Origin of the sequence: Stenotrophomonas sp. GZD-301, assembly GCF_049310345.1 — a bacterium.
Lineage (GTDB): Bacteria > Pseudomonadota > Gammaproteobacteria > Xanthomonadales > Xanthomonadaceae > Stenotrophomonas.
Genome location: NZ_JBMOWY010000010.1, coordinates 50,173 through 70,645 on the forward strand (window position 1 = coordinate 50,173; position 20,473 = coordinate 70,645).

Consider the following 20,473-nt stretch of genomic DNA (forward strand, 5'->3'; position numbering starts at 1 on the left):
GGGAACGGAGGGGTGACGCGGGAACGACCCGTCGCCAGCAGGAGGACAAGTTTAAGCGCTGTTGGGCGCCGGAAGGCCGTTGGAGAGGGCGCCGGGGGGTGTTTTGCGGGGCGCGCGGATGGGCCCGAAATTGTGCTTGACAGCCATCGGGCCAGGCTCCATCTTGCGCCGTCCGTTCAAGCGATTCCGGGTGTTTCGCACACCGTGGGGCCGGTTGGAACGGGGGGAGATTCAGGGACGAAATCCGGGGAAGCACATGGCTGAATCAAGGCCGACTCTTGCTGTAGTCGATGCGCCGCCCGACGTGGCTGCCGCCGATGTGTCCCACGACCTGGGTTTGTCTGGCCTGGTACTGCTCGCGCAGTTCCACGGGGTGGCAGCCGATGCGCGCCAGCTGGCCCACCAGTTCGGCCGCGTGGGCGAGCCGTTCGACGACACCACGCTGCTGCTGGCGGCCAAGCAGCTCGGCCTGAAGGCCAAGATGGCCTCCATCGCCGCCGACCGCATCGAGAAGGTGGCTCTGCCGGCGCTGGCCTGGCAGCCCGACGGCGAGCATTTCATCGTCGCCAAGGTGAATGGCACACAGCTGCTGGTCCACGACCTGCGCCAACGACGGCAGCAGGTGATGAGCGCCGAACAGTTCGCCGAGCGTTATGCGGGCCGTCTGATGCTGCTGGCCTCGCGCGCCTCGGTGCTGGGCGAGCTGGCCAAGTTCGATTTCCGCTGGTTCGTGCCGGCGGTGGTCAAGTACCGGCGCATCCTCGGCGAGGTCTTCATCGTCTCGCTGTTCATCCAGCTGTTTGCACTGATCACGCCGCTGTTCTTCCAGGTGGTGATGGACAAGGTGCTGGTGCACCACGGCATGACCACGCTGGAAGTGGTGGCGGTGGGCCTGGTGGCGATCGCCGCGTTCGACGTGCTGCTCAACGGATTGCGCACCTACGTGTTCGCGCACACCACCAGCAAGATCGACGTGGAACTGGGGGCACGGCTGTTCCGCCACATCCTCAACCTGCCGCTGGCCTACTTCGAGTCGCGCCGGGTCGGGCAGACCATCGCCCGCGTGCGCGAGCTGGAGAACATCCGCAACTTTCTGACCGGGCCGGCGCTGACCTCGGTGCTGGACCTGCTGTTCACCGTGGTGTTCCTGGCGGTGATGTTCTATTACAGCGTCTGGCTGACCCTGATCGTGGTGATCTCGTTGCCGATCTACGCGATCTGGTCGGCGGCGATCACCCCGGTACTGCGCCGGCGGCTGGACGAGAAGTTCGCCCGCGGTGCGGAGAACCAGTCGTTCCTGATCGAGACCATCAACGGTATCGGTACGGTCAAGGCCACGGCGGTCGATCCGCGCATGGCGCGCACCTGGGATACCCAGCTGGCCGGCTACGTCGGTGCCGGCTTCCGTGTGACCCGGCTGGCGAACATCGGCCAGCAGGGCATCCAGCTGGTGCAGAAGCTGGTGGGCGTGGCGATCCTGTTCTTCGGCGCCAAGCTGGTCATCGACGGCAAGCTGTCGGTCGGCCAGTTGATCGCCTTCAACATGCTGTCCGGCCAGGTGTCCGCGCCGATCCTGCGCCTGACCCAGCTCTGGCAGGACTTCCAGCAGGTCGGCATCTCGGTCGAGCGCCTCGGCGACATCCTCAACACGCGCACCGAGATTCCGGGCAGCCGCATGGCGCTGCCGCCGATCAAGGGCCAGGTGACGTTCGAAAACGTCGGCTTCCGCTATCGCCCGGATGCGGCCGAAGTGCTGGCCGGCATCGACCTGGACATCGCCCCGGGCGAAGTGATCGGCATCGTCGGCCGTTCCGGCTCGGGCAAGAGCACGCTGACCAAGCTGGTGCAGCGCCTGTACGTGCCCGAGCGCGGCCGCGTGCTGATCGACGGCAACGACCTGGGCGTGGCCGACCCGGCCTGGCTGCGCCGGCAGCTGGGGGTAGTGCTGCAGGAGAACTTCCTGTTCAACCGCAGCATCCGCGAGAACATCGCGCTGGCCGACCCGGGCATGGCGCTGGACCGGGTGATCCGTGCCGCCACGCTGGCCGGTGCCCATGACTTCATCCTGCAGCTGCCCGAGGGCTACGACACGCTGGTGGGCGACAACGGCACCGGCCTGTCCGGCGGCCAGCGCCAGCGCATCGCCATCGCGCGTGCGCTGGTCACCAACCCGCGCATCCTGATCTTTGACGAAGCCACCAGTGCGTTGGACTACGAGTCCGAGCACGCGGTGATGCAGAACATGCGCGCCATCTGCCAGGGCCGTACCGTCCTGATCATCGCCCACCGCCTGTCCACGGTGCGCCATGCCAACCGCATCGTGGTGGTGGAGAAGGGCCGCATCGTCGAGTCCGGCCGCCACGAGGAGCTGGTCGACCGGCCCGGTGGCCAGTACGCACACCTCTACAAGCTGCAGCAGGGGACGGCATGAAACACATTTTCGGCGCCGCCGGGGAGTTCCTCCGGCGCTATCGGCATGCCTTCGGCGCGGCTTGGAAGGTCCGCCGGCAGATGGATCCCCCACAACGCAACGAGGACGAGCTGGCCTTCCTGCCGGCGCAGCTGGAACTGGTGGAACGCCCGAGTTCGCCGGCTGCGCACTGGACCATGCGGATCATCATGGGGTTCTTCTGCGTCGCGCTGCTGTGGGCGATCGTGGGCAAGCTGGACATCGTGGCGGTGGCCCCGGGCAAGACCGTGGTCGGCAGCCGTACCAAGGTGATCCAGCCGGCGGAGACGGCGGTGGTCCGGCGCATCATGGTGCGGGATGGGCAGCTGGTGAAGCAGGGTGACCTGCTGGTCGAACTGGACGCCACGGCGACCGGCGCCGATTACCGGCAGGCCGACGAGGCGCTGGTCAACGCGCGGCTGGCCGAGCTTCGCCACGAGGCGATGGCCGATGGCCTGGACAGCGGCCGTCTGCCGCCCGCGCCCGCGGCGGAACCGGGGCTGCCCGAGGAGGAGCTGCAGGCGACCTGGCAGCTGGTTGCCAGCGATTTCGCCTCATTCCAGGCGCAGCAGCAGCGGCTGCAGACCACGGTGGCGCAGCAGCGCGCGCAGCTGCAGACGGTGCGCACGCAGATCGCGCCGCTGGAGCAGAGCCTGGCCATCGCCCGGGAGCGGGTGGCCGATCTTGAGCAGTTGCTGGAGGGCAACTTCGTGAGCCGCCACGAGTACCTGGCGCGCAAGCAGGAAATGGTGGAGATGCAGCGCGCGCTGGTAGCGCAGCAGGCGCAGCTGATCGAGTCGCAGACGGCAATTGCCGGTGCGCAGGAAGAACTCCGGGTGATGCAGGCCGACATCCGGCAGAAGACGTACGACGGGCTGCGCCAGGCGCGCGAGCAGATCGGCCAGTACACGCCGCAGCGTGACAAGACCCGCCAGCGCGACCGGCAGATGCTGCTGCGCGCGCCGGTGGACGGCACGGTGCAGCAGCTGGTGGTGCATACCGTGGGCGGTGTGGTCACCCCGGCGCAGGCGTTGATGGCCATCGTGCCCAGCGAAGAGCATCTTGAGGTCGAGGCCACGGTGCTGAACAAGGACATTGGCTTCGTCCGGCCCGGCCAGCGCGCCACGGTGAAGATCGAGAGCTTCCCGTACACCCGCTATGGCTACCTGGAGGGCATCGTCGAGACGGTGTCCCACGATGCCGCGCAGGACGAGAAGATGGGCCTGGTGTTCCCCGCACGGGTGAAGCTGCGCGATGCCAGCCTGATGATCGACGGCGTCAAGGTGGCGCTGACGCCGGGCATGAGCCTGAGCGTGGAGATCAAGACCGGCAAGCGCCGGGTGATCGACTACCTGCTCAGCCCGTTGCGGCAGCATGGCAACGAAGCGTTGCGGGAACGATGAGGCCGATGCCCGATGCGCGCTCGACGCCTGCTCACTGCCGTGCTGCTGTGGCTGCCGCTGCTGGCGGCGTGTTCGCGCGAGCCGCAGGCCACCGCCCGCCAGGCGCCTGCTGACCACGCACGTTTCGAGCACGGCGTGCTCGTGTTCTGTGGCCAGGCCTTTCGGCTGGGCGACGGCGAGCGCTGGCCCGGCGATGCACAGGTGTCATCGATGTTCAGCATCGGCGACACCACGTTGACCCTCGAGGCGACCGGCACCACCGCCGCGCTGAACCTCGATCTTGGCAAGGCGGTGCCGCGTACCCCCACGGCCGCACCGCTGTCGGGCCAAGTCGCCATCGTGCTGAACTGCGACGCCCCCGCGAACCGCGCGCTGACCGATCCAGCGCGTGGGCAGTGGGACGCGCGGATTCCGCTTCCCGATCTGGACCTGCTGCAGCTGCGCGGCGGCCCGCACGCCGACCCGGCCGGACAGCACGTCTACGTGCCGTTGCGCACGCCGTGGCGGATGCCCGACGGCGCGCCGTATGTGCTGACCTGTTTCCGCGATGCGCAGGACCGGCCGGTCCGGTGCAGCGCTCGATTCAAACGGGCGCGCGTCTCCATTTCCTACACCTACCCGGCGGCCGCCAACCTCGGCCGCTGGAAGGACATCGATCTGCTGGTCCGCGACATCCTCGACATCAAGGAGTGATTCATGGCTGTGTTTACCCTGGAACAGATTGACTACATCACCGAGCGTCTGGCCCAAGGGGCCGGCCCGGTGCAGTTCAGCGATGCCTATCTGACCATTGCCGGGTTCCTCGAGGGGCAGGCCGGTGCGGAAGCGGTGCGGCTGTGGTTCCTGGGCGCCGCGCAGGCGAACGGCAACACGGGGCCGTACGCGGAGGTGATCCGCGGTTACACCAAACGCCAGGCCGAGCTGCGGGGCGTGTCCGTCACCGATCAGCTGATGCAGGAAGCCTCCAACGAGGTGGCCCGGCGCGTGCTCACCCAGATCCGCGACCAGGGGCAGCTCTCGCTGCTGGATATCGCCAACAGCGATGCCCCGGGCGTGGGTGAGACCGTGTTCCCGGACAAGGTGGGCGACACGGTGTTCGACGTGAACTCGGCGTGGGCCGGTTCCCTGCTGTTCCTGCCGCTGGGCTCCAACCAGTCCTGGCGTCTGTTCTCCGCCGGCGCGGCCAATGCGGTGGACACCCTGGATGACTGGAAGAACATCCTGTTCGCCTACGATTCGTTCGTGCATGCGATCCGGTCGGTCAACGCGCCGGTGATCAACGGCAGCGAGATCGACCTGTTCATGCCCGGTCTGTCGCTGATGATCCAGAACGAGCATGTGATCGACGCGGGGCTGATCTTCAACGACCTGCCGGTGGGTACGTGGATGGAGCTGGCGGGCGATGTGGCCAGCAACCTGACCCGTTCCAGCGACTACGCGTTCGGGCCCAAGCTCGCCACCATGTTCAAGGGCACAGTGCTGGAAGCGCCGTTTGCCACCATCGGCGCCTACGGCATGGCCGAGACGGTCAACATGCTGTTCAGCGCGTACCTCGGTCGCCCCGAGCGCAGCGTGACCGACGCCAACTACGCGGCCTCGTTGACCCAGTTCTTCGCGCAGCTGACCCCGGCCCAGACCCAGTCACTGGAGATCCGCTTCCTTGGCGGTCTCAATGCAACCCAGCTGCAGCAGCAGGCGCTGGGCGACATCCGCGTGCGCAACGCGCTGGCGAGCCTGTCGGTGTTCGCGCTGCAGCCGCTGGACAGCCGCGCCGACGCGCTGGCGCTGTACGACGAGGCGAGTGGCGAGGGCAGCATCACCCAGGAATGGATCCAGTCGCGCAGCACGTTCATGAGCTTCCTGGACATGTACCGCAGCGACCGCGAGACCGACGGGGTGCTCAGTCTGACCGCGGTCCCGCTGGGCGATCTGCTGTTCAAGGCGCGGGCCGGCAGCACCGACATCGACCTGATGGTCGATGGCCTGGACCTGGGGCTGATCAAGGCGCGCCGCATCCACTTCGGTGGCGATGCGGCCGACCTGCTGGTCGGCGGCGACGGCAACGACCGTCTGTTCGGCGGCGCCGACGATGACTCGATCACCGCCGGCGGCGGCGACGACTACCTGGAAGGCGGCACCGGCGGCGACCTGCTCAACGGCGGCAGTGGCGTGGACACGCTGATCGGCATGTCCGGCAACGACGTGCTGATCGGTGGCGACGGCAATGATCGCCTCGAAGGCGGCCTGGGCTTCGACCGCTACGAATTCGGCACGAGCGGGGAGCTGGTGGCCAACCAGAAGGACGTCATCCGCGACCTCGACGGCCAGGGCGAGATCGTGTTCGGCGGCGTCGTGGTGGGCGCGATGCAGCGGTTGGGCAAGGACGCCTGGGAATCGGCGGACAAGCGTTTCCGCGCCGTGGTCGCCACGGTCGGCACGGCCTACCACCTGACGGTGATCGACACCCAGACCAACAACCGCGTCGAGATCGAGCGGTGGACGCAGGGTGGATTGGGGCTGACCCTGCCGGGCATGGGCGAGGCCTTCCAGCCGCTGGGCGTCAATGCGCATTCCAAGTGGGACGGTGACGAGATTCCCGAGCTGGGCGTCATCAACGGTGTGTTCCAGGGTACCGACACCCCCACCGCGTACTACACCGGATTCGGCAGCGACACCATCACCGCCGGCAACGGCATCGACATGATCAACGGTGGGTCGGGCAGCGACATCATCAATGCCGGCGGCGGCAACGACCTCATTGTGGAGGTGGCCAAGACCGCGCGTCGCCTGGAGTACTGGCCGTCCGACAACCTGCCCGGTGAACAGCTGGCCAGCGGCCTGGGCTTTGTGATCCGCAAGCAGAGTGGTGACGCGTCGGATGCACGCACGTACTACTCGGATATCTACTTCGGTGTCGTCGGCTCGCACAATGCGAGCATGGGTGGCGGCCCGGAATGGTTCCCCAACCCGGAGCTGTTCGCCGACGGTGGCGACATCATCGATGCCGGCGCGGGCTCGGATATCGTCATGAGCGGTGAGGGCGACGACATCGTCAATGGCGGCACCGGAAACGACGTGCTGTTCGGCGGGCACGACAACGACATGCTGTTCGGCGATGACGGCGACGACCTCATCCGCGGTGATCTCACCCAGGGAACGCTGGCGTACTCGCAGTTCCAGAACCTGTCCTCGCGCGCCAGACACGACGGCAACGACTACATCGACGGCGGTGCCGGCAATGACGAACTGTGGGGCGACGGTGGGCACGACCAGATCTGGGGCGGGCAGGGCGACGACGTCATGCTCGGCGATACCAAGGAACTGGAGGCGGCCCGCCACGGCAATGATGTGCTGCACGGCGGCGATGGGCAGGACCGGATCTGGGGTGGCGGTGGCCACGATGTGATCGACGGCGATGCCGGTGATGACATCATTTTCGGTGATTTCGTCACCAGCGAGCTGGCCCTGCAGCACCACGGCAACGACCGCATCAACGGCGGCGCCGGCATGGACTACATCGACGGCCAGGGCGGCGACGACCTGATCGACGGTGGCGACGGCGCCGACACGCTGGTGGGTGGGGCGGGCAACGATACGATCAGTGGCGGCGCCGGCTACGACATCATTGCCGGCGATGCTTTGGACAGCGATGCGGCCGAGCATGGCAACGACGTGATCGATGCGGGGGATGGCAACGACGTCGTGGCCGGCATGGGCGGCGACGACGCCGTGCTGGGCGGCAACGGCGATGATGACCTGTTCGGCGATGACGAATTCAACCTCCACACGGGCAACGACGCGTTGTATGGCGAGGCCGGCAACGACTACCTGGATGGTGGTCGTGGCGATGACCGGCTCGACGGCGGCACCGGCAACGACACGCTGATCGGCGGCCAGGGCAACGACATCTATGTGATCGCCCGCGGTGATGGCATCGACACCATCCAGCAGCTGGCCGCCGCCGACGCCGGCAACGACCAGGTGCGCTTCACCGGCGCGACCCTCAGCCAGGCGGTGCTCCGCCGTAATGGCGATGCCCTGGTGGTGGAACTGGGCGCCGATCAGACCGTGCGTCTGGAAGGCTTCCTGGCCAACACGGGGTCGGCCCACACGCTGGTCTTCGCCGATGGCCAGACGCTGAACCGGGCGGCGGTGATGGCGCTGGTGAACACGGCCACGCCCGGCGCGGACCACCTGCTCGGCGGCAACGGCAATGACGAGCTGCATGGCGAAGGCGGCAACGACCGCGTCGAGGGCGGTGCAGGCAACGATGCCCTGTACGGCGAGGACGGCAATGACATCCTGCTCGGCGGCGAGGGCAACGACCACCTGCGCGGTGGCGCCGGCGACGATGTCCTCGACGGCGGTGCGGGCACCGACACGCTGGACGGCGGCGCCGGCACCAACACCTACCGCTATGGCTCCGGCTACGGCAGCGATGTGATCAAGGCCAGCGACCCGACGGAAGTCCGGATCGTGAACCTGGTCGATTTCTTCGGGCCGGACGGGCTGCTGTTCGGCGTTGAAGCCGGCGCGCTGCGGATCACCACCGACAATGGAGAATCGCTCACCATCGAGAAGTACACCGGCAACGACAGCGTGCCGGTGAAGATCTACTGGGCCGATGGTCGGGAGCTTGAGGCCGCGGAGATGTGGAGCGGCGGCAACCGCATCTTCCTGCACGGCTACGACGACCAGGCCATCCACGGCTACGGCGGCGATGACTGGATCTGGACCGGCTATGGGGCCGATACGCTGTATGGCGATGAAGGCGACGACACGCTGGTGGCCGACCTGAACGATGACGTGGTGTTCGGCGGCACGGGCAACGACCTCATCTACGGCGACGGCTACGACGTTGTCATGGAACACCCGTCAGGCGGGGACGACAGGCTCTACGGCGGCGAGGGCGACGACACGATCATCGCCAGCGCCGGCAACGATCTTCTGTATGGCGGCCAGGGCAACGATACCCTGCGGGCCGGGAGTGGCGACGACTACCTGGAAGGCGGTATCGGCAACGACCACATGTTCGGCAACGATGGCAGCGATACCTTCCGCTTCAGTGCCGGCGATGGGTGGGATACGGTGCACGACTACGGCTGGAACGCCAGCGATGTTGATCGCATCGTGTTCGATGACACGGTCTCGGCCGCGGACATCGTGGTGACCCGGAGCACTCGCGACGGAGCCCACCTGACCCTGGTGAACCTGAAGACCGGCGACCGTCTGACCATCGACGGGTTCTTCGACACCTCAGGCCCCGATGGTTTCCAGCGCATCGAGGCAGTGATGTTCGCCGACGGCACGGTGTGGACACCACAGATCCTGCGCGAGATGTACATGCAGGGCTCGCAGTTTGACGACAACCTGTTGGGCCACTACGGCAACGGGGATGTCATCGACGGTGGCGTGGGGCATGACCGCATCACCGCGCTCGATCACGACGACACCCTGCGCGGAGGCTCCGGCAACGACCTGCTCAGCGGCGGCAGCGGCAACGACATCCTGGAGGGCGGCAGCGGCAACGACATGCTCATCGGTGATGCCGGCAACGACCGCTACCGCTTCGGCATCGGCTCGGGTCTGGATTTCATCCGCAACGGCAGCGGCCTGGCCGACGACCTCGACGTGATCGAGCTGGGGGCCGGCATCGGTGTCGCCGATGTGCGGGTGGCGCGCTCGGGCAACGCCCTGGTGATCGACCTGCCAGGGTCGGAGGATCGCCTGATGGTGCTCAATCACTTCGGTGAGGACGGCTACTACGGGGGTGCGGTGGATGCACTTCACTTCGCTGACGGTACGGTGTGGACGGCTGCCGACATCCTGCAGCACCTGGGCCCGGAACTGGAGGCGATTTCGGTGGAGTACGACGGGTGGCGCTACACCGACCACAGCGGTGGGCCGGCCTACTACATCGGGGTCCAGGACGCGCAGGGCCCCTTCCAGGGCGACGCATCGGCATCCACCCTGTTCGACGTCGGCAAGATGATACTCAACCGCCAGGCGGGTCTGAGCAACATCTACCTGTACGGCGGGTCGGTCGCCGACACCTACGTGTTCGGTCTGGGGTATGGCAGCCACATCGTCGAGGACCAAGGTGGCGTCGACGTGCTGCGTTTCAACCTCGAGATCGCCCCGGGCGACCTGGCGGTGATGCGCTACGGCGATGAGCTGTTCGTCCGCTTGAACGCGGAAGACAGCCTGCGGATTCCGGATTACTTCGCCGGCCGCAACGCGATCGAGTCGTTCCGCTTCGCCGATGGCACGGTCTGGGACGCTGCGGCAATTGCCCAGCGCGTGGTGCTGGGCGACGTGACCGCCACGGGTACCCAAGGCAACGACACACTGATCGGCGGTGAGGGCAATGACCACCTGTACGGTCTGGGCGGCAACGACGTGCTCGAGGGCGGCGCGCGCGCCGACCTGCTCGACGGCGGCGAAGGGGCCGACATCATGCGCGGTGGCGACGGCAGCGATACCTATGTCGTCGACAACGTGGGCGACAGGGTGATCGAGACGTTCGTGTGGGGTGCCAGCGAGATCAGCATCAACACCGTGCGCGCCAGCATCGATTACGTGCTGGGTGAGCAGCTGCACTGGCTGGTGCTGGAAGGCACCGGCAACCTGAGCGGCACCGGCAACGAGGAGGCCAACGTGCTCATCGGCAATGCCGGCAACAATCTCCTGCGCGGCGCTGCGGAAGACGCATGGTCCTCGCAGCCCGACTGGATCGACGGCGGCGCGGGCAACGACGAGCTGATCGGCAACGCGGGTGACGACACCCTGATCGGCGGCACCGGCGCCGATGTCATGCGCGGTGGCAACGGACGCGACTTCTACGTGGTCGATGATGCCGGCGACCTGGTGATCGACGACGGTGCCGACGACGAGGTGCCCCAGACCTTCGCACGCAGTGCACCGCAGGCGTCGCTGACCGGCACGGGCGATGCGGCCGTCGACGCAGGCTTCAGCATCCCGACGCCCGGCGCCCACCCCTTGCGCGAGGGCGATACCGTGGCGGCCAGCATCGACTACACGCTGGGCGAGACCATCGAAGCGCTGCAGCTGTTCGGGCAGGCCATCCGCGGCACCGGCAACGCGCTGGACAATGCGCTCGCGGGCAACGGGTTGGACAACGTGCTGTCCGGGCTGGCTGGCAATGACGCGCTATGGGGCGACGCCGGGGCCGATACCCTGTACGGCGGCGATGGCCAGGACGCGCTCTATGGTGAGCGGGGCAACGATCGGCTGGTGGGTGGTGACGGCGACGACTTCTACGGGTTCAATGCGGGCGAGGGCGACGACATCATCGACAACGTCGACGCCTACGGCACCGACGAGCTCGGCATCCGCGGCGCTACCTTCGACCAGATGACGTTCCGCCGCGACGGCGACAACCTGGTGGTGGCACTGGACGACGACCAGGGCAGCGTCACGCTCACCGACTGGTACGTTGACGCGGCCAACCGTGTGGACTACCTCTCCGACGGCGACTGGAATGTGCTCACCGCCGACGAGGTGGAGGCGCGGGTCGCAGCGGGCCGTGCTTCCGCCGTGCCGGACAGCGGCGCACACGCAGACGGCGCCTCGGAACTGAGCCGGTTGGTGATGGCGATGTCCGATGGCCGTTGGAGCCGCCCGGACGCCGCCGATGGGCTGCTGCCCACCGAACCGGCGTACCCGCGGACGCTGCTGGCAACGCCGTAACCGCACCGCACCGCACCGCGCTCTATGGGCGCGGTGCGCGCTGCGGGCCGAGCCGCCAGATCGCCAGCCCGCCATACAGCACCACCAGCCCGGCCAGCGTCCACAGCTCCCGGGCGACGTCGGCCAGCGTGGCCTCCATCTGGTTCATGCGGACCACCAGATTGATGCCCGAGGTAGTGGGCAGCAGCTGCGACAGGGCGACCAGCGCGCGCGGCGATGCGATCGCCGGCCACGACAGATTGGCCAGGAAGAACAACGGAATGGAACAGGCGATGACGTACTGGAACGCGCGTTCGCGGGTACGGAAGAAGCTGCCGATGAACAGTCCGAACGCGACGGTGGCGGCGATGAACAGCGCGCCGCCCACCACCACACCGCCGGGATTGCCGCCACGCGGATAGTCCTGCACCCAGGCGGTGAAGCCAACGTAGTAGAGCAGGCCCAGCATGCCGATCAGCCAGAAGCCCACGGCCATGCCGGACAACGTCGACAGATCGAAGCGCAGGCGCCGGCCCAGCGCCAGGCGGCGCGTGCCCAGCAGCACACCGATGCCCATCAGCAGGGTCTGGTGGACGATGAGTTCGGCCACCCCGGCGACGATGGCGCTGCCGTACCCCTCGTGGGTGTTGTACAGCGGGCGCTGCACCAGGCGGATCGGCGGCGGCTGCGGCGGGCCCATGAAGGCGGCCTGCGCGACGGCGGCATCGCGGCCGAAGGCACCCAGCGCCTCGGCCACACCGGCCAGCACCCAGCTGGCACGGCCCAGGTAGGCGCCGTTGCCGATCAGCACCAGTTCGCCACTGCCGCCGCGCAGGATGTCGCGCTCCAGCCGGTCGGGGATGAGCAGAATGCCTTCGGCATGGCCGGCTTCGAGCACGCGGCGGGCCTGGTCCAGGCTGGCCGGCTGGCCGACGATGCGCACCGCGTTGAGCGCGTCCACCCGGCGCAGCAGTTCGCGGCTGGTGGCGCTCTGGTCCAAGTCGACCACCACGATCGGCAGGTTGCCGGCGACCTGGTGCCGGTAGGCGGCCGGATAGAAGAACGAGTACAGCACCACCGCGCCGATCATCACCACCAGCGCATAGCGGTCGGTGAGGACCGCGCGCAGGGTCTGGCGCAGGCTGTCCCAGACCCAGGTCACGGCGACACGCCGTGGGCAGGTGCGGCAGGGCGCGGGGCGCGAGCGGCGACGATCAGACGCCAGCCACCGATGCCGCCGGCGACCAGGACCATCAGCGTCAACGTGGCCAGCGGCCACAGCGACACCGCCCCCGGGGCGCCAACGAACTGCTGCTGGGTCTGCAGCTTCACGTACGCGGTCAGTGGCAGCAGCAGGTTCCAGACACGGGTGAACAGCGGCGCGTCGATCACCGGGAAGGTGGCGCCGGAGAACGCCAGCGCGGTGCCCAGCGACAGGCCCACTACCGACAACGCGGTGCCCATGTCGCGGGTCAGGCCGACGAACAGGACCGCATAGGCCGCACAGGCCAGGTAGAACAGCGGCTGTGCGAGCAGCAGGAGCAGCAGGCTGCCGGCCACGCCATCGCCGCGCAGGTAGGCCAGATACAGCACGCCGGCGGCGCCGTACAGCGCGAACAGGGCGACATACGGCATCAGCTTGCCGGCGAGCGCCGCCCACGGCGCGTCGCCCAGCCAGGTGGCAAGCGTGCCGTCGCGCACTTCGCGGCCGACGCTGCTGGCGGCGGCCAGGGCGAGCACCAGCGACAGGACCGCCGGGAAGATCAGCGGCAGCAGGAACAGCTCGTAGCTGCGGGCCGGGTTGTAGAGAATCTCCGACTGCACCCGGATGGGCGCGGCGCGCAGCTTGGCCGGGCCGACCTGCAGCCCGATCCGCTCCTTGAGCAGGCGGGCGTTCCAGGCGCCGACCGCGTCGGTGACGTCACGTGCGGCGGACTGGCCGGTGGTCAGGTAGCTGGCGTTGTAATACGCCAGGACCGTGCCTTCGCCGCCACGCAGCGCCTGCCGGGTGGCGTCGCGTGGCACCAGCACCACGGCGAATACGTCCAGCCGGCGCAGCTGGGTCTGGGCGTCGGCCAGGGTGGCCGGCTGGGAGGCGACGGCCAGCCCGGGGCTGGCATCGAGCATGCGCGTGAGCAGGCGGCTCTCGGCGCTGTGGTCCAGGTCGACCACGGCGATGGGCACCGCGCGCATCACCGACGCGGAGAACAGCCAGGCCATCACCACCAGCATCAGCAGCGGCAGCACGGTGACCAGCGCCAGCTCGGCGCGGTCGGCGCGCAGGTGCCGCAGTTCGCGGTGCAGCGCGGCGGAGAATCCCGCCCGCAGCGGCGGCTTCATCCCTGTGGCCACGCGAACAGCACGCTCATGCCCGGGCGGAAGCCCTCGATGCGGTCCACCGCGCGCACCCGGATCTCGAAGCTGCGCACGTCGTAGCCGGACGACTGACGGGTGCTGCGCCAGGTGGCGTAGTCACCGGCCGGATTGATGAAGTACACCTCGAAGTCGGCATCGCGGCCGAGCGCGGGAATGCTGCCGCGCAGGCGGCTGCCGATCTTCAGCCCCTGCATCTGCGTTTCGCGCAGGTTGACCGACACCCACATGCGGTCGATATCCACGACGGTGAACACCGGATACCCGGCCGGGACCAGTTCGCCGATATCGGCCATGCGCTTGTTGATCTCGCCGGCCACCGGCGCACGCCCGTTGACCTCATCGCGCGCGGCATCCACTTCGGCCACGGCGCCCCGGGCCTGGCGCACCTGGCCCTGCGCGGCGCGCTTGTCCTGGTCGCGCGCGCCGGCCAGCGCCTGGTCGTACTGGGCGCGCGCGGCATTGGCCAGCTCGCGCGAGCTGCGCGACTGGGCCAGTGCCTCATCGCGCTTCTGGCGGCTCATCACGCCCTCGTTGAACAGGTTCTGCACGCGCCGGTAGGTCGCGTCGGCGAGCGTGGCGCCGGCCTCGGCGCGCTTCCAGTTGGCCTGCGCGGCGCGGATGTCCTCGCTGCGCGCGCCTGCATCCGCTTTGTCGGCCACGGCCCGCGCGGCGTCCAGTGCGCCGTGCGCCTGTTCCTCCTTGGCCGACACTTCGGGACTGTCGAGCACGAACAGGACCTGGCCCGCCGTGACCCGATCGCCCTCGCGCACCTTCAGCTCGGCCAACCGCGCGGTGATCTTGGCGGCCACGTTCACCGTATCGGCGTCGGCCATGCCCTGCAGCTGATCGGCCGGTGTCCGCCATGCCAGCCACAGGCCCAGCACCACCACCAGCGCGAGCGCCACCAGGATCAGCGCGCCGGCACGGCGCTTGTTCGGGGGCGGGGCGTCGGCAGGCGCCTGCAATGTGTCATTCATGGTCGATCACCTCGTCCGCACGGCGTCGGAATTCGTCATAGCGGTCCATCTGTCCACTGATCTCCAGCAGTTGCGCCAGCGCCACGTCGTACTGGTAGGCGGCCTGCGCGCGCTCCACGCGGGCACCCCCGAGCCCGAGCCGGGCGTCGATGACATCCAGCGAGGTGGCCTGGCCCTCGCGGTAGGCCAGCTCCTGCAGGCGCAGGTTCTCGCGCGACTGTTCGATGCTGCTGTCGAGCAGCGCGTACTGGTGGCGCGCGGTCTCCAGCTCGTTCCACGCCTTGCGTACGCCGAGCGCCACCTGGTTCTCGGCCTCGCGCAGACCGGCCTCGGCCTGCTCCTGCTGCGCACGCGCGGCGCTGATCTGCGCCGGGCGCGAGCTGGGCGACAGGAAGGTGTATTTCAGGCCGATGCCGAACGCCCAGTCCGGGTCGGTGATCATTTCATCGCGGCGGCGGAAGTCGTACTGACCGAACAGGTAGACGGTCGGCTTGAGCTTGGCCTGCTGCACGCGCACGCCCTGTTCGGCCTGCGCGACCACGGCGCGCAGGCGCGCGATCTGCGGCTGCCGCGCCTGCGCCACGCGCTCGAAGCCGGCCATATCGCCGAGCGGCGCGCGGTGCACGAACAACGGCGAGGTGGGCCGCACCTCGCCGCCGCTGCGCAGCAGGGTGGACAGCGCGGCCTTGAGCGTCTGCAGGTCGTTCAGCGCCTTCTGGTACTCGCGCTCGGCCTTGTCGCGGGCCACGTTGGCCTGCAGCCGCTGGGCGCGGGTGGCAAAACCTTCGCGTTCCAGCTTCAGCGCATCGTCGAGGTGGCGCTGCATGCCATCGCGCACGTCGCGGCGGACGCTCACGGCCTGCTCGGCCAACTGCTGGCCGAAGTAGGCCTGGGCCAGCTGCACGCTCAACGACTGGCGCTGCGCATCGCGCTCGGCGTTGGCCTGCTCGGTGGCGCCGGCCGCGGCCTGCTGGGCGGCGGGAATCAGGCCACCGGTGTACAGCGGCAGCACCGCGGTCACCACCGGGCGGGTGCGCCAGTCGCGCTCGGTGAACTGCAGCGGGGAGTCGATGCCGAATGCCTCGGCCACCGGGGTCAACGACCCCAACGGCAGGGTCAGCGTCTTCTGGAACTGCAGGCGGCGCACCTCGCCGGTGATCTCCGGCAGCCGCAGCAGCCGGGTGGCGTCCTGCAGGTCTTCCTTGTTGCGCACCGATGCATCGGCGGCGGCAAGCGCGTCGGAGACCTGCTCAAGCCGCTCCTGTGACTGACGCCAGTCCAGCGCGGGACTGTCCTGGGCAACGGCGGCGAGCGGCAGGGCGGCGGCCAGCAGTGCCGTGCCAATCCTCCCGGCGATCCTGCGTCGCGCGTTCGTTATGCGCGCCTGCGCTGCATGCCGGCTCACGTTCTGGCGGCTCCCTGCGTAAAAAGTTTGGCAAAAGATAGTGCGCATCGCGTGAAGCCCGGGTCTTTGATGTGGATCAAGGCGCGCCCGACGCCACTGCGTAACATGGGCGGCGCAGGGTATCCCCATCGCTACAGGAGCAGTGCCATGAGCCAGCCGACCGCACCGGGACAAACCGCGGGGGCCGCGCCGCCCTTCGAACACGAGCCGGACAGCACCGGCGGCTACTGGTCCAACCAGCCGCAGAACACGCTGCCGCCGCCGGACATGATGGGGGCCTACATGCGCAACCGGCCGCTGCCGCCGGACGGCGTGGCGCAGCGCAAGGCCTACATCATCGGCACCGGCATCGCGGGGTTGGCGGCGGCGTTCTACCTGATCCGCGACGGCGGCATGCCGCCGGCCAACATCACGCTGGTGGACAGCCTGGATATCGAAGGCGGCTCGCTGGATGGCGCGGGGGATGCCGAGCAGGGCTACCTGATCCGCGGCGGCCGCGAGATGAACTGGAACTACGACAACTTCTGGGACCTGTTCCAGGATGTGCCGGCACTCGAACTGCCTGCCGGCTTCAGCGTGCTCGACGAGTACCGCGCGGTCAACGACAACGATCCGAACTGGTCCAAGGCGCGGCTGCTGCACCAGCAGGGCAAGGTCAAGGACTTCACCACCTTCGGGTTGAGCCGGGGCCAGCAATGGGAACTGGTCAAGCTGCTGCTCAAGCGCAAGGAAGACCTGGATGACGTGACCATCGAGGACTACTTCAGCGAAGGGTTCCTGCAGAGCAACTTCTGGTTCTTCTGGCGGTCGATGTTCGCCTTCGAGAACTGGCAGAGCCTGCTGGAGATGAAGCTGTACATGCATCGGTTCCTGGATGCCATCGACGGCCTGAACGACATGTCCGCGCTGGTGTTCCCCAAGTACAACCAGTACGAGAGTTTCGTGGTGCCGCTGTCGCGGATGCTGCGCGCGCAGGGCGTGAACGTGCAGTTCGATACCCGCGTGCATGACCTGGAGATGGCGGTGGACGGGAACGCGCGCACCGTCACCGGCCTGCGGTGCCGGGTGGCGGGGGAGGCCACCACGCTGCCGGTGGCCGCGGGCGACCTGGTGTTCGCGCTCACCGGATCGATGACCGAGGGCACCGCGTACGGCGACATGGACACCGTGCCGCCGCTCGCGCGCGATCGCCACGACCCGGGCGAGGACAGCGACTGGGCGCTGTGGCGCAATCTCGCGCGGCAGTCGCCGATCTTCGGCAAGCCGGAGAAGTTCTACGGCGACGTGGACCGCTCGATGTGGGAGTCGGCCACGCTGACCTGTCGTCCGTCGCCGCTGGTGGACGCGATCCGCGCGCTGTCGGTCAATGATCCGTATTCCGGCCGCACGGTGACCGGTGGGGTCATCACCATCACCGATTCCAACTGGGTGCTCAGCTTCACCGTCAACCGCCAGCCGCATTTCGTGGACCAGCCCAAGGACGTGCTGGTGGTGTGGGTCTATGCCTTGCTGATGGACCAGGACGGCAACCACATCAAGAAGCCGATGCCGGCGTGCACCGGGCGCGAGGTGCTGGCCGAGCTGTGCCACCACCTCGGCATCGGCGACCGGATCGATGCCGTGGCCGCCGCCACCAAGGTGCGGCTGGCACTGATGCCGTACATCACCGCGCAGTTCATGCCGCGTGCCGCTGGTGATCGTCCGCACGTGGTGCCGGCGGGCTGCACCAACCTGGGCCTGCTCGGCCAGTTCGTGGAAACGCGCAACGATGTGATCTTCACGATGGAAAGCTCGATCCGCACGGCGCGTGTGGCGGTGTACACCCTGCTCGGGCTGCGCAAGCAGGTGCCGGACCTGAGCCCGACCCAGTACGACATCCGCAACCTGATCAAGGCGGCGCGGGCGTTGAACAACAACGCGCCGTTCCCCGGCGAACGGCTGCTGCACCGGCTGCTCGGCAACAGCTACTACGCGCACATCCTGCCGCCGCTGCCACAGGCCGAGAAGAACCGGGAGGGCTTTCTGGAGGAGGAACTGTCCTGGTTGTCGGGCAAGGGCAGCGTGGCGCTCAAGGACCTGTCGGCGCGGCTGGACCGCTTGGGCGAGAAGCTGGGCCGGCGCACGCGCTGAGGGCATGACGGCGTGCAGCAGCGGGGCGGCGTTGGGGCGTCGCCGACCGGCTGCAGGCTGAACCATGCGTGGCGCCTTGACGCGGTATCCACACGATTTCACGGTGTGCAGCCGTCTGCGCGCGGAGACTGTGTGCACGAGCCGACACAAGGAGCCGACATGAAACCGACCCTCTCCCATCTGGTGTGCGTAGGCGCGCTGCTGGCGTCGTCCTTTGCCGCCACGGCACAGACCTACGGACCGAAGGACGAAGGACGCCGTTTCAATGACGGCAGCAAGGTGGTGTGCAAGAACGTGGAGGTCCAGCGCAACGCCAAGGACCCCAACCGCATTACCGGTACCGCCACCGGCGCCATTGTGGGCGGCCTGCTTGGCAACCAGGTAGGCGGCGGCAACGGCAAGAAGGTGGCCACGGTGGCGGGCGCAGTGGCAGGCGGTGCGGTGGGCCGAAACGTGCAGGGCCGCCACCAGCAGGAATCCGGCAACCGGGTGGTCGAACGTCGCTGCGAGCGCGTGTACCGCTGATCCTTGCCGCAGCCGTTCCCTTCTTCAGCAGCAACGCGACGCCGGCCCTGGGCCGGCGTCGTCGTGTCCGGACCTTGCCGAATGTGGCGGCAGCCCCCGTATACTCCGCCAAACCGCATGGACGACCCGCCCGTGAGCGACACGCTCGAGCCTGGCAGTACCCCCGCCGTACCTGTTGTTGCCGAGAGCGATGCGAATGGCCGCTTCGCCCGCCTGCGCGAGCGCACCGACGAACTGGAAATGTTCATTTCCGGTCTGCTCGCCTTCGCGCTGCTGGCCGTGCCCGGGCGCATTTTCGATGCGTGGGCGGTCAGCGAGGTGCACACCGACGGCATCTACTGGCAGGCGCTCTGGTTCGGCTTCAGCACCAGCGTCGGCCTGTGCTATGTGCTTGCGATCGCGCTGATCGCGCACCTGGCGATCCGCGGCTACTGGGTCGGGCTGATCGGATTGAAAAGCAATTTCCCTGACGGTATCCGCTGGGATCACATTCCCTTTCTCGGCCGTACTGCGCGCGGGTTCTACCAGGCACGGGTGGTCAGCCTGGACCAGGCCATCACCAGTGCCGACCGCGCCGCGTCGACGCTGTTCTCGACCACGCTCCTGTTCGCCCTGACGATGGCCGTCATCGGGCTGATGTCGATACTGGCGATCACGGTCGCCGCGGGCATCGGCGCGCTGTTCCCGCAGTCGGATGATGTGGCCCTGGCGATCCTCGCCGTGCTGACGGGTGTGCCGGTGATACTGGGCCTCGGCGCCGGGATAATGGACAAGGCGGTGGCCAGGCGGCACGCGCGTGGCGAAGCCAGCCCGCGCCTGGAGCGGGCCACGCATCGTGTCCTGGCGCTCAACCAGTGGTTTGTCCCGATGCGAATGCTGCTGCCGGTACAGTTGATGCTGCAGAGCAATCAGCGCGCCCGGCACTTCATGTGGCTGTACATGGGCGCGGTGATGGTGGCGATGGTGATCGGCGGGGTGCAGGCAGTGGGGTCGATGCGCTTTTCGCTGCTGGACCGCTATTCGGTGGTCACCGAAGCAGCGGTCGAGCAGGGCATGCTCAGCGCCCACTACGAATCGCTGCGTACCGAGCATGATCGCCTGCTGCGCTATCCGATGATCCCGGCCGACGTGATCCAGGGCAGCACGCTGCGGCTGTTCATTCCGCACCAGCCCAAACGCGAGAACGCGCTGGCGCAACGCCTGTGTGCGCTGCCCGACGGCGGCAACACGGCTGTGGGCCCGGAGGCGTCGACCCACGCGGTGCAGTGCCTGGCGAAGGTCTGGCAGGTGACCCTGGATGGCAAGCCGGTGCCGCTCGACGGCTTCCTGCCCATCGAACGGCGCGACCTGGAGATGCGCGGCCTGGCCGGCTACCTGCCCCTGGACGGGCTGTCGCCGGGGCGCCATGACCTGCTGCTGGTCTGGAATGCAGACGGTGGGAAGCGCGGCCGCGAGCGCCGCCGTGAGTACCGCATTCCGTTCTGGTACGCGCCCGACGGGAAGCGCTGACGGCTGAGGC

11 protein-coding genes are annotated in these 20,473 nt (G+C 68.1%); 7 read left to right on the forward strand and 4 right to left on the reverse strand.

All coding sequences use genetic code 11. The annotated features are described in order from the left end of the window. The first annotated feature begins 256 nt into the window (after window positions 1–256). From ACO6VK_RS02870 to ACO6VK_RS02885, 4 genes are read left to right on the forward strand one after another with little or no spacing between them, the layout of a single operon-like run. Window positions 257–2,431, forward strand: coding sequence for a type I secretion system permease/ATPase (locus tag ACO6VK_RS02870; protein ID WP_422505435.1), 2,175 nt, complete (start codon window positions 257–259; stop codon window positions 2,429–2,431). Then, entirely contained in the window at window positions 2,428–3,852 is a 1,425-nt protein-coding gene (locus ACO6VK_RS02875) for an HlyD family type I secretion periplasmic adaptor subunit (protein WP_422505437.1), read from the forward strand. The genes ACO6VK_RS02870 and ACO6VK_RS02875 overlap by 4 nt, the downstream gene beginning before the upstream one ends. A gap of 12 nt (window positions 3,853–3,864) precedes the next feature. After that, window positions 3,865–4,545 carry a hypothetical protein gene (locus tag ACO6VK_RS02880; protein ID WP_422505438.1) on the forward strand — a complete coding sequence of 227 codons (681 nt, stop codon included), beginning with the start codon at window positions 3,865–3,867 and terminating at the stop codon, window positions 4,543–4,545. Window positions 4,546–4,548: 3 nt separating this feature from the next. Continuing rightward, on the forward strand, window positions 4,549–11,562 hold the full coding sequence (locus ACO6VK_RS02885) for a calcium-binding protein (RefSeq protein WP_422505440.1): 7,014 nt from the start codon (window positions 4,549–4,551) through the stop codon (window positions 11,560–11,562). A 22-nt stretch (window positions 11,563–11,584) separates the two neighbouring features. Here ACO6VK_RS02885 and ACO6VK_RS02890 read toward each other — a convergent pair whose 3' ends face one another. Genes ACO6VK_RS02890 through ACO6VK_RS02905 form a run of 4 tightly spaced genes read right to left on the reverse strand, consistent with a single transcriptional unit; the run spans window position 11,585 to window position 16,272 of the window. Next, window positions 11,585–12,703 carry an ABC transporter permease gene (locus ACO6VK_RS02890; RefSeq protein ID WP_422505442.1) on the reverse strand — a complete coding sequence of 373 codons (1,119 nt, stop codon included), beginning with the start codon at window positions 12,701–12,703 and terminating at the stop codon, window positions 11,585–11,587. Next, window positions 12,700–13,881, reverse strand: coding sequence for an ABC transporter permease (locus ACO6VK_RS02895; protein WP_422505444.1), 1,182 nt, complete (start codon window positions 13,879–13,881; stop codon window positions 12,700–12,702). The genes ACO6VK_RS02890 and ACO6VK_RS02895 overlap by 4 nt, the downstream gene beginning before the upstream one ends. Further along, window positions 13,878–14,894 (reverse strand): HlyD family secretion protein, encoded by a 1,017-nt coding sequence (locus tag ACO6VK_RS02900; RefSeq protein ID WP_422505446.1) that lies wholly within the window; start codon window positions 14,892–14,894, stop codon window positions 13,878–13,880. Before ACO6VK_RS02900 ends, ACO6VK_RS02895 begins: the two co-directional genes overlap by 4 nt. Beyond that, window positions 14,887–16,272: a TolC family protein gene (locus ACO6VK_RS02905; RefSeq protein WP_422505484.1), complete on the reverse strand. Its 1,386-nt coding sequence runs from the start codon at window positions 16,270–16,272 to the stop codon at window positions 14,887–14,889. The genes ACO6VK_RS02900 and ACO6VK_RS02905 overlap by 8 nt, the downstream gene beginning before the upstream one ends. A 174-nt stretch (window positions 16,273–16,446) precedes the next feature. Between ACO6VK_RS02905 and ACO6VK_RS02910 the strand changes: the two genes are divergently transcribed. The 3 genes from ACO6VK_RS02910 to ACO6VK_RS02920 all read left to right on the forward strand — a co-directional run bounded on the left by ACO6VK_RS02910 (window position 16,447) and on the right by ACO6VK_RS02920 (window position 20,463). Beyond that, the gene (locus ACO6VK_RS02910; RefSeq protein WP_422505448.1) at window positions 16,447–18,429 is read left to right on the forward strand and encodes an oleate hydratase; all 1,983 of its coding nucleotides are present in this window, start codon (window positions 16,447–16,449) and stop codon (window positions 18,427–18,429) included. A 159-nt stretch (window positions 18,430–18,588) separates the two neighbouring features. Then, entirely contained in the window at window positions 18,589–18,954 is a 366-nt protein-coding gene (locus ACO6VK_RS02915) for a glycine zipper 2TM domain-containing protein (protein ID WP_422505450.1), read from the forward strand. Window positions 18,955–19,086: 132 nt separating this feature from the next. Beyond that, on the forward strand, window positions 19,087–20,463 hold the full coding sequence (locus ACO6VK_RS02920; RefSeq protein WP_422505452.1) for a hypothetical protein: 1,377 nt from the start codon (window positions 19,087–19,089) through the stop codon (window positions 20,461–20,463). Window positions 20,464–20,473 lie beyond the last annotated feature (10 nt).

Bases quoted from the DNA above. Each gene is read 5' to 3' on its own strand.
- ACO6VK_RS02870 (WP_422505435.1), top strand. From the start codon at position 257: ATGGCTGAATCAAGGCCGACTCTTGCTGTAGTCGATGCGCCGCCCGAC.
- ACO6VK_RS02875 (WP_422505437.1), top strand. From the start codon at position 2,428: ATGAAACACATTTTCGGCGCCGCCGGGGAGTTCCTCCGGCGCTATCGG.
- ACO6VK_RS02880 (WP_422505438.1), top strand. From the start codon at position 3,865: ATGCGCGCTCGACGCCTGCTCACTGCCGTGCTGCTGTGGCTGCCGCTG.
- ACO6VK_RS02885 (WP_422505440.1), top strand. From the start codon at position 4,549: ATGGCTGTGTTTACCCTGGAACAGATTGACTACATCACCGAGCGTCTG.
- ACO6VK_RS02895 (WP_422505444.1), bottom strand. From the start codon at position 13,881: ATGAAGCCGCCGCTGCGGGCGGGATTCTCCGCCGCGCTGCACCGCGAA.
- ACO6VK_RS02900 (WP_422505446.1), bottom strand. From the start codon at position 14,894: ATGAATGACACATTGCAGGCGCCTGCCGACGCCCCGCCCCCGAACAAG.
- ACO6VK_RS02910 (WP_422505448.1), top strand. From the start codon at position 16,447: ATGAGCCAGCCGACCGCACCGGGACAAACCGCGGGGGCCGCGCCGCCC.
- ACO6VK_RS02915 (WP_422505450.1), top strand. From the start codon at position 18,589: ATGAAACCGACCCTCTCCCATCTGGTGTGCGTAGGCGCGCTGCTGGCG.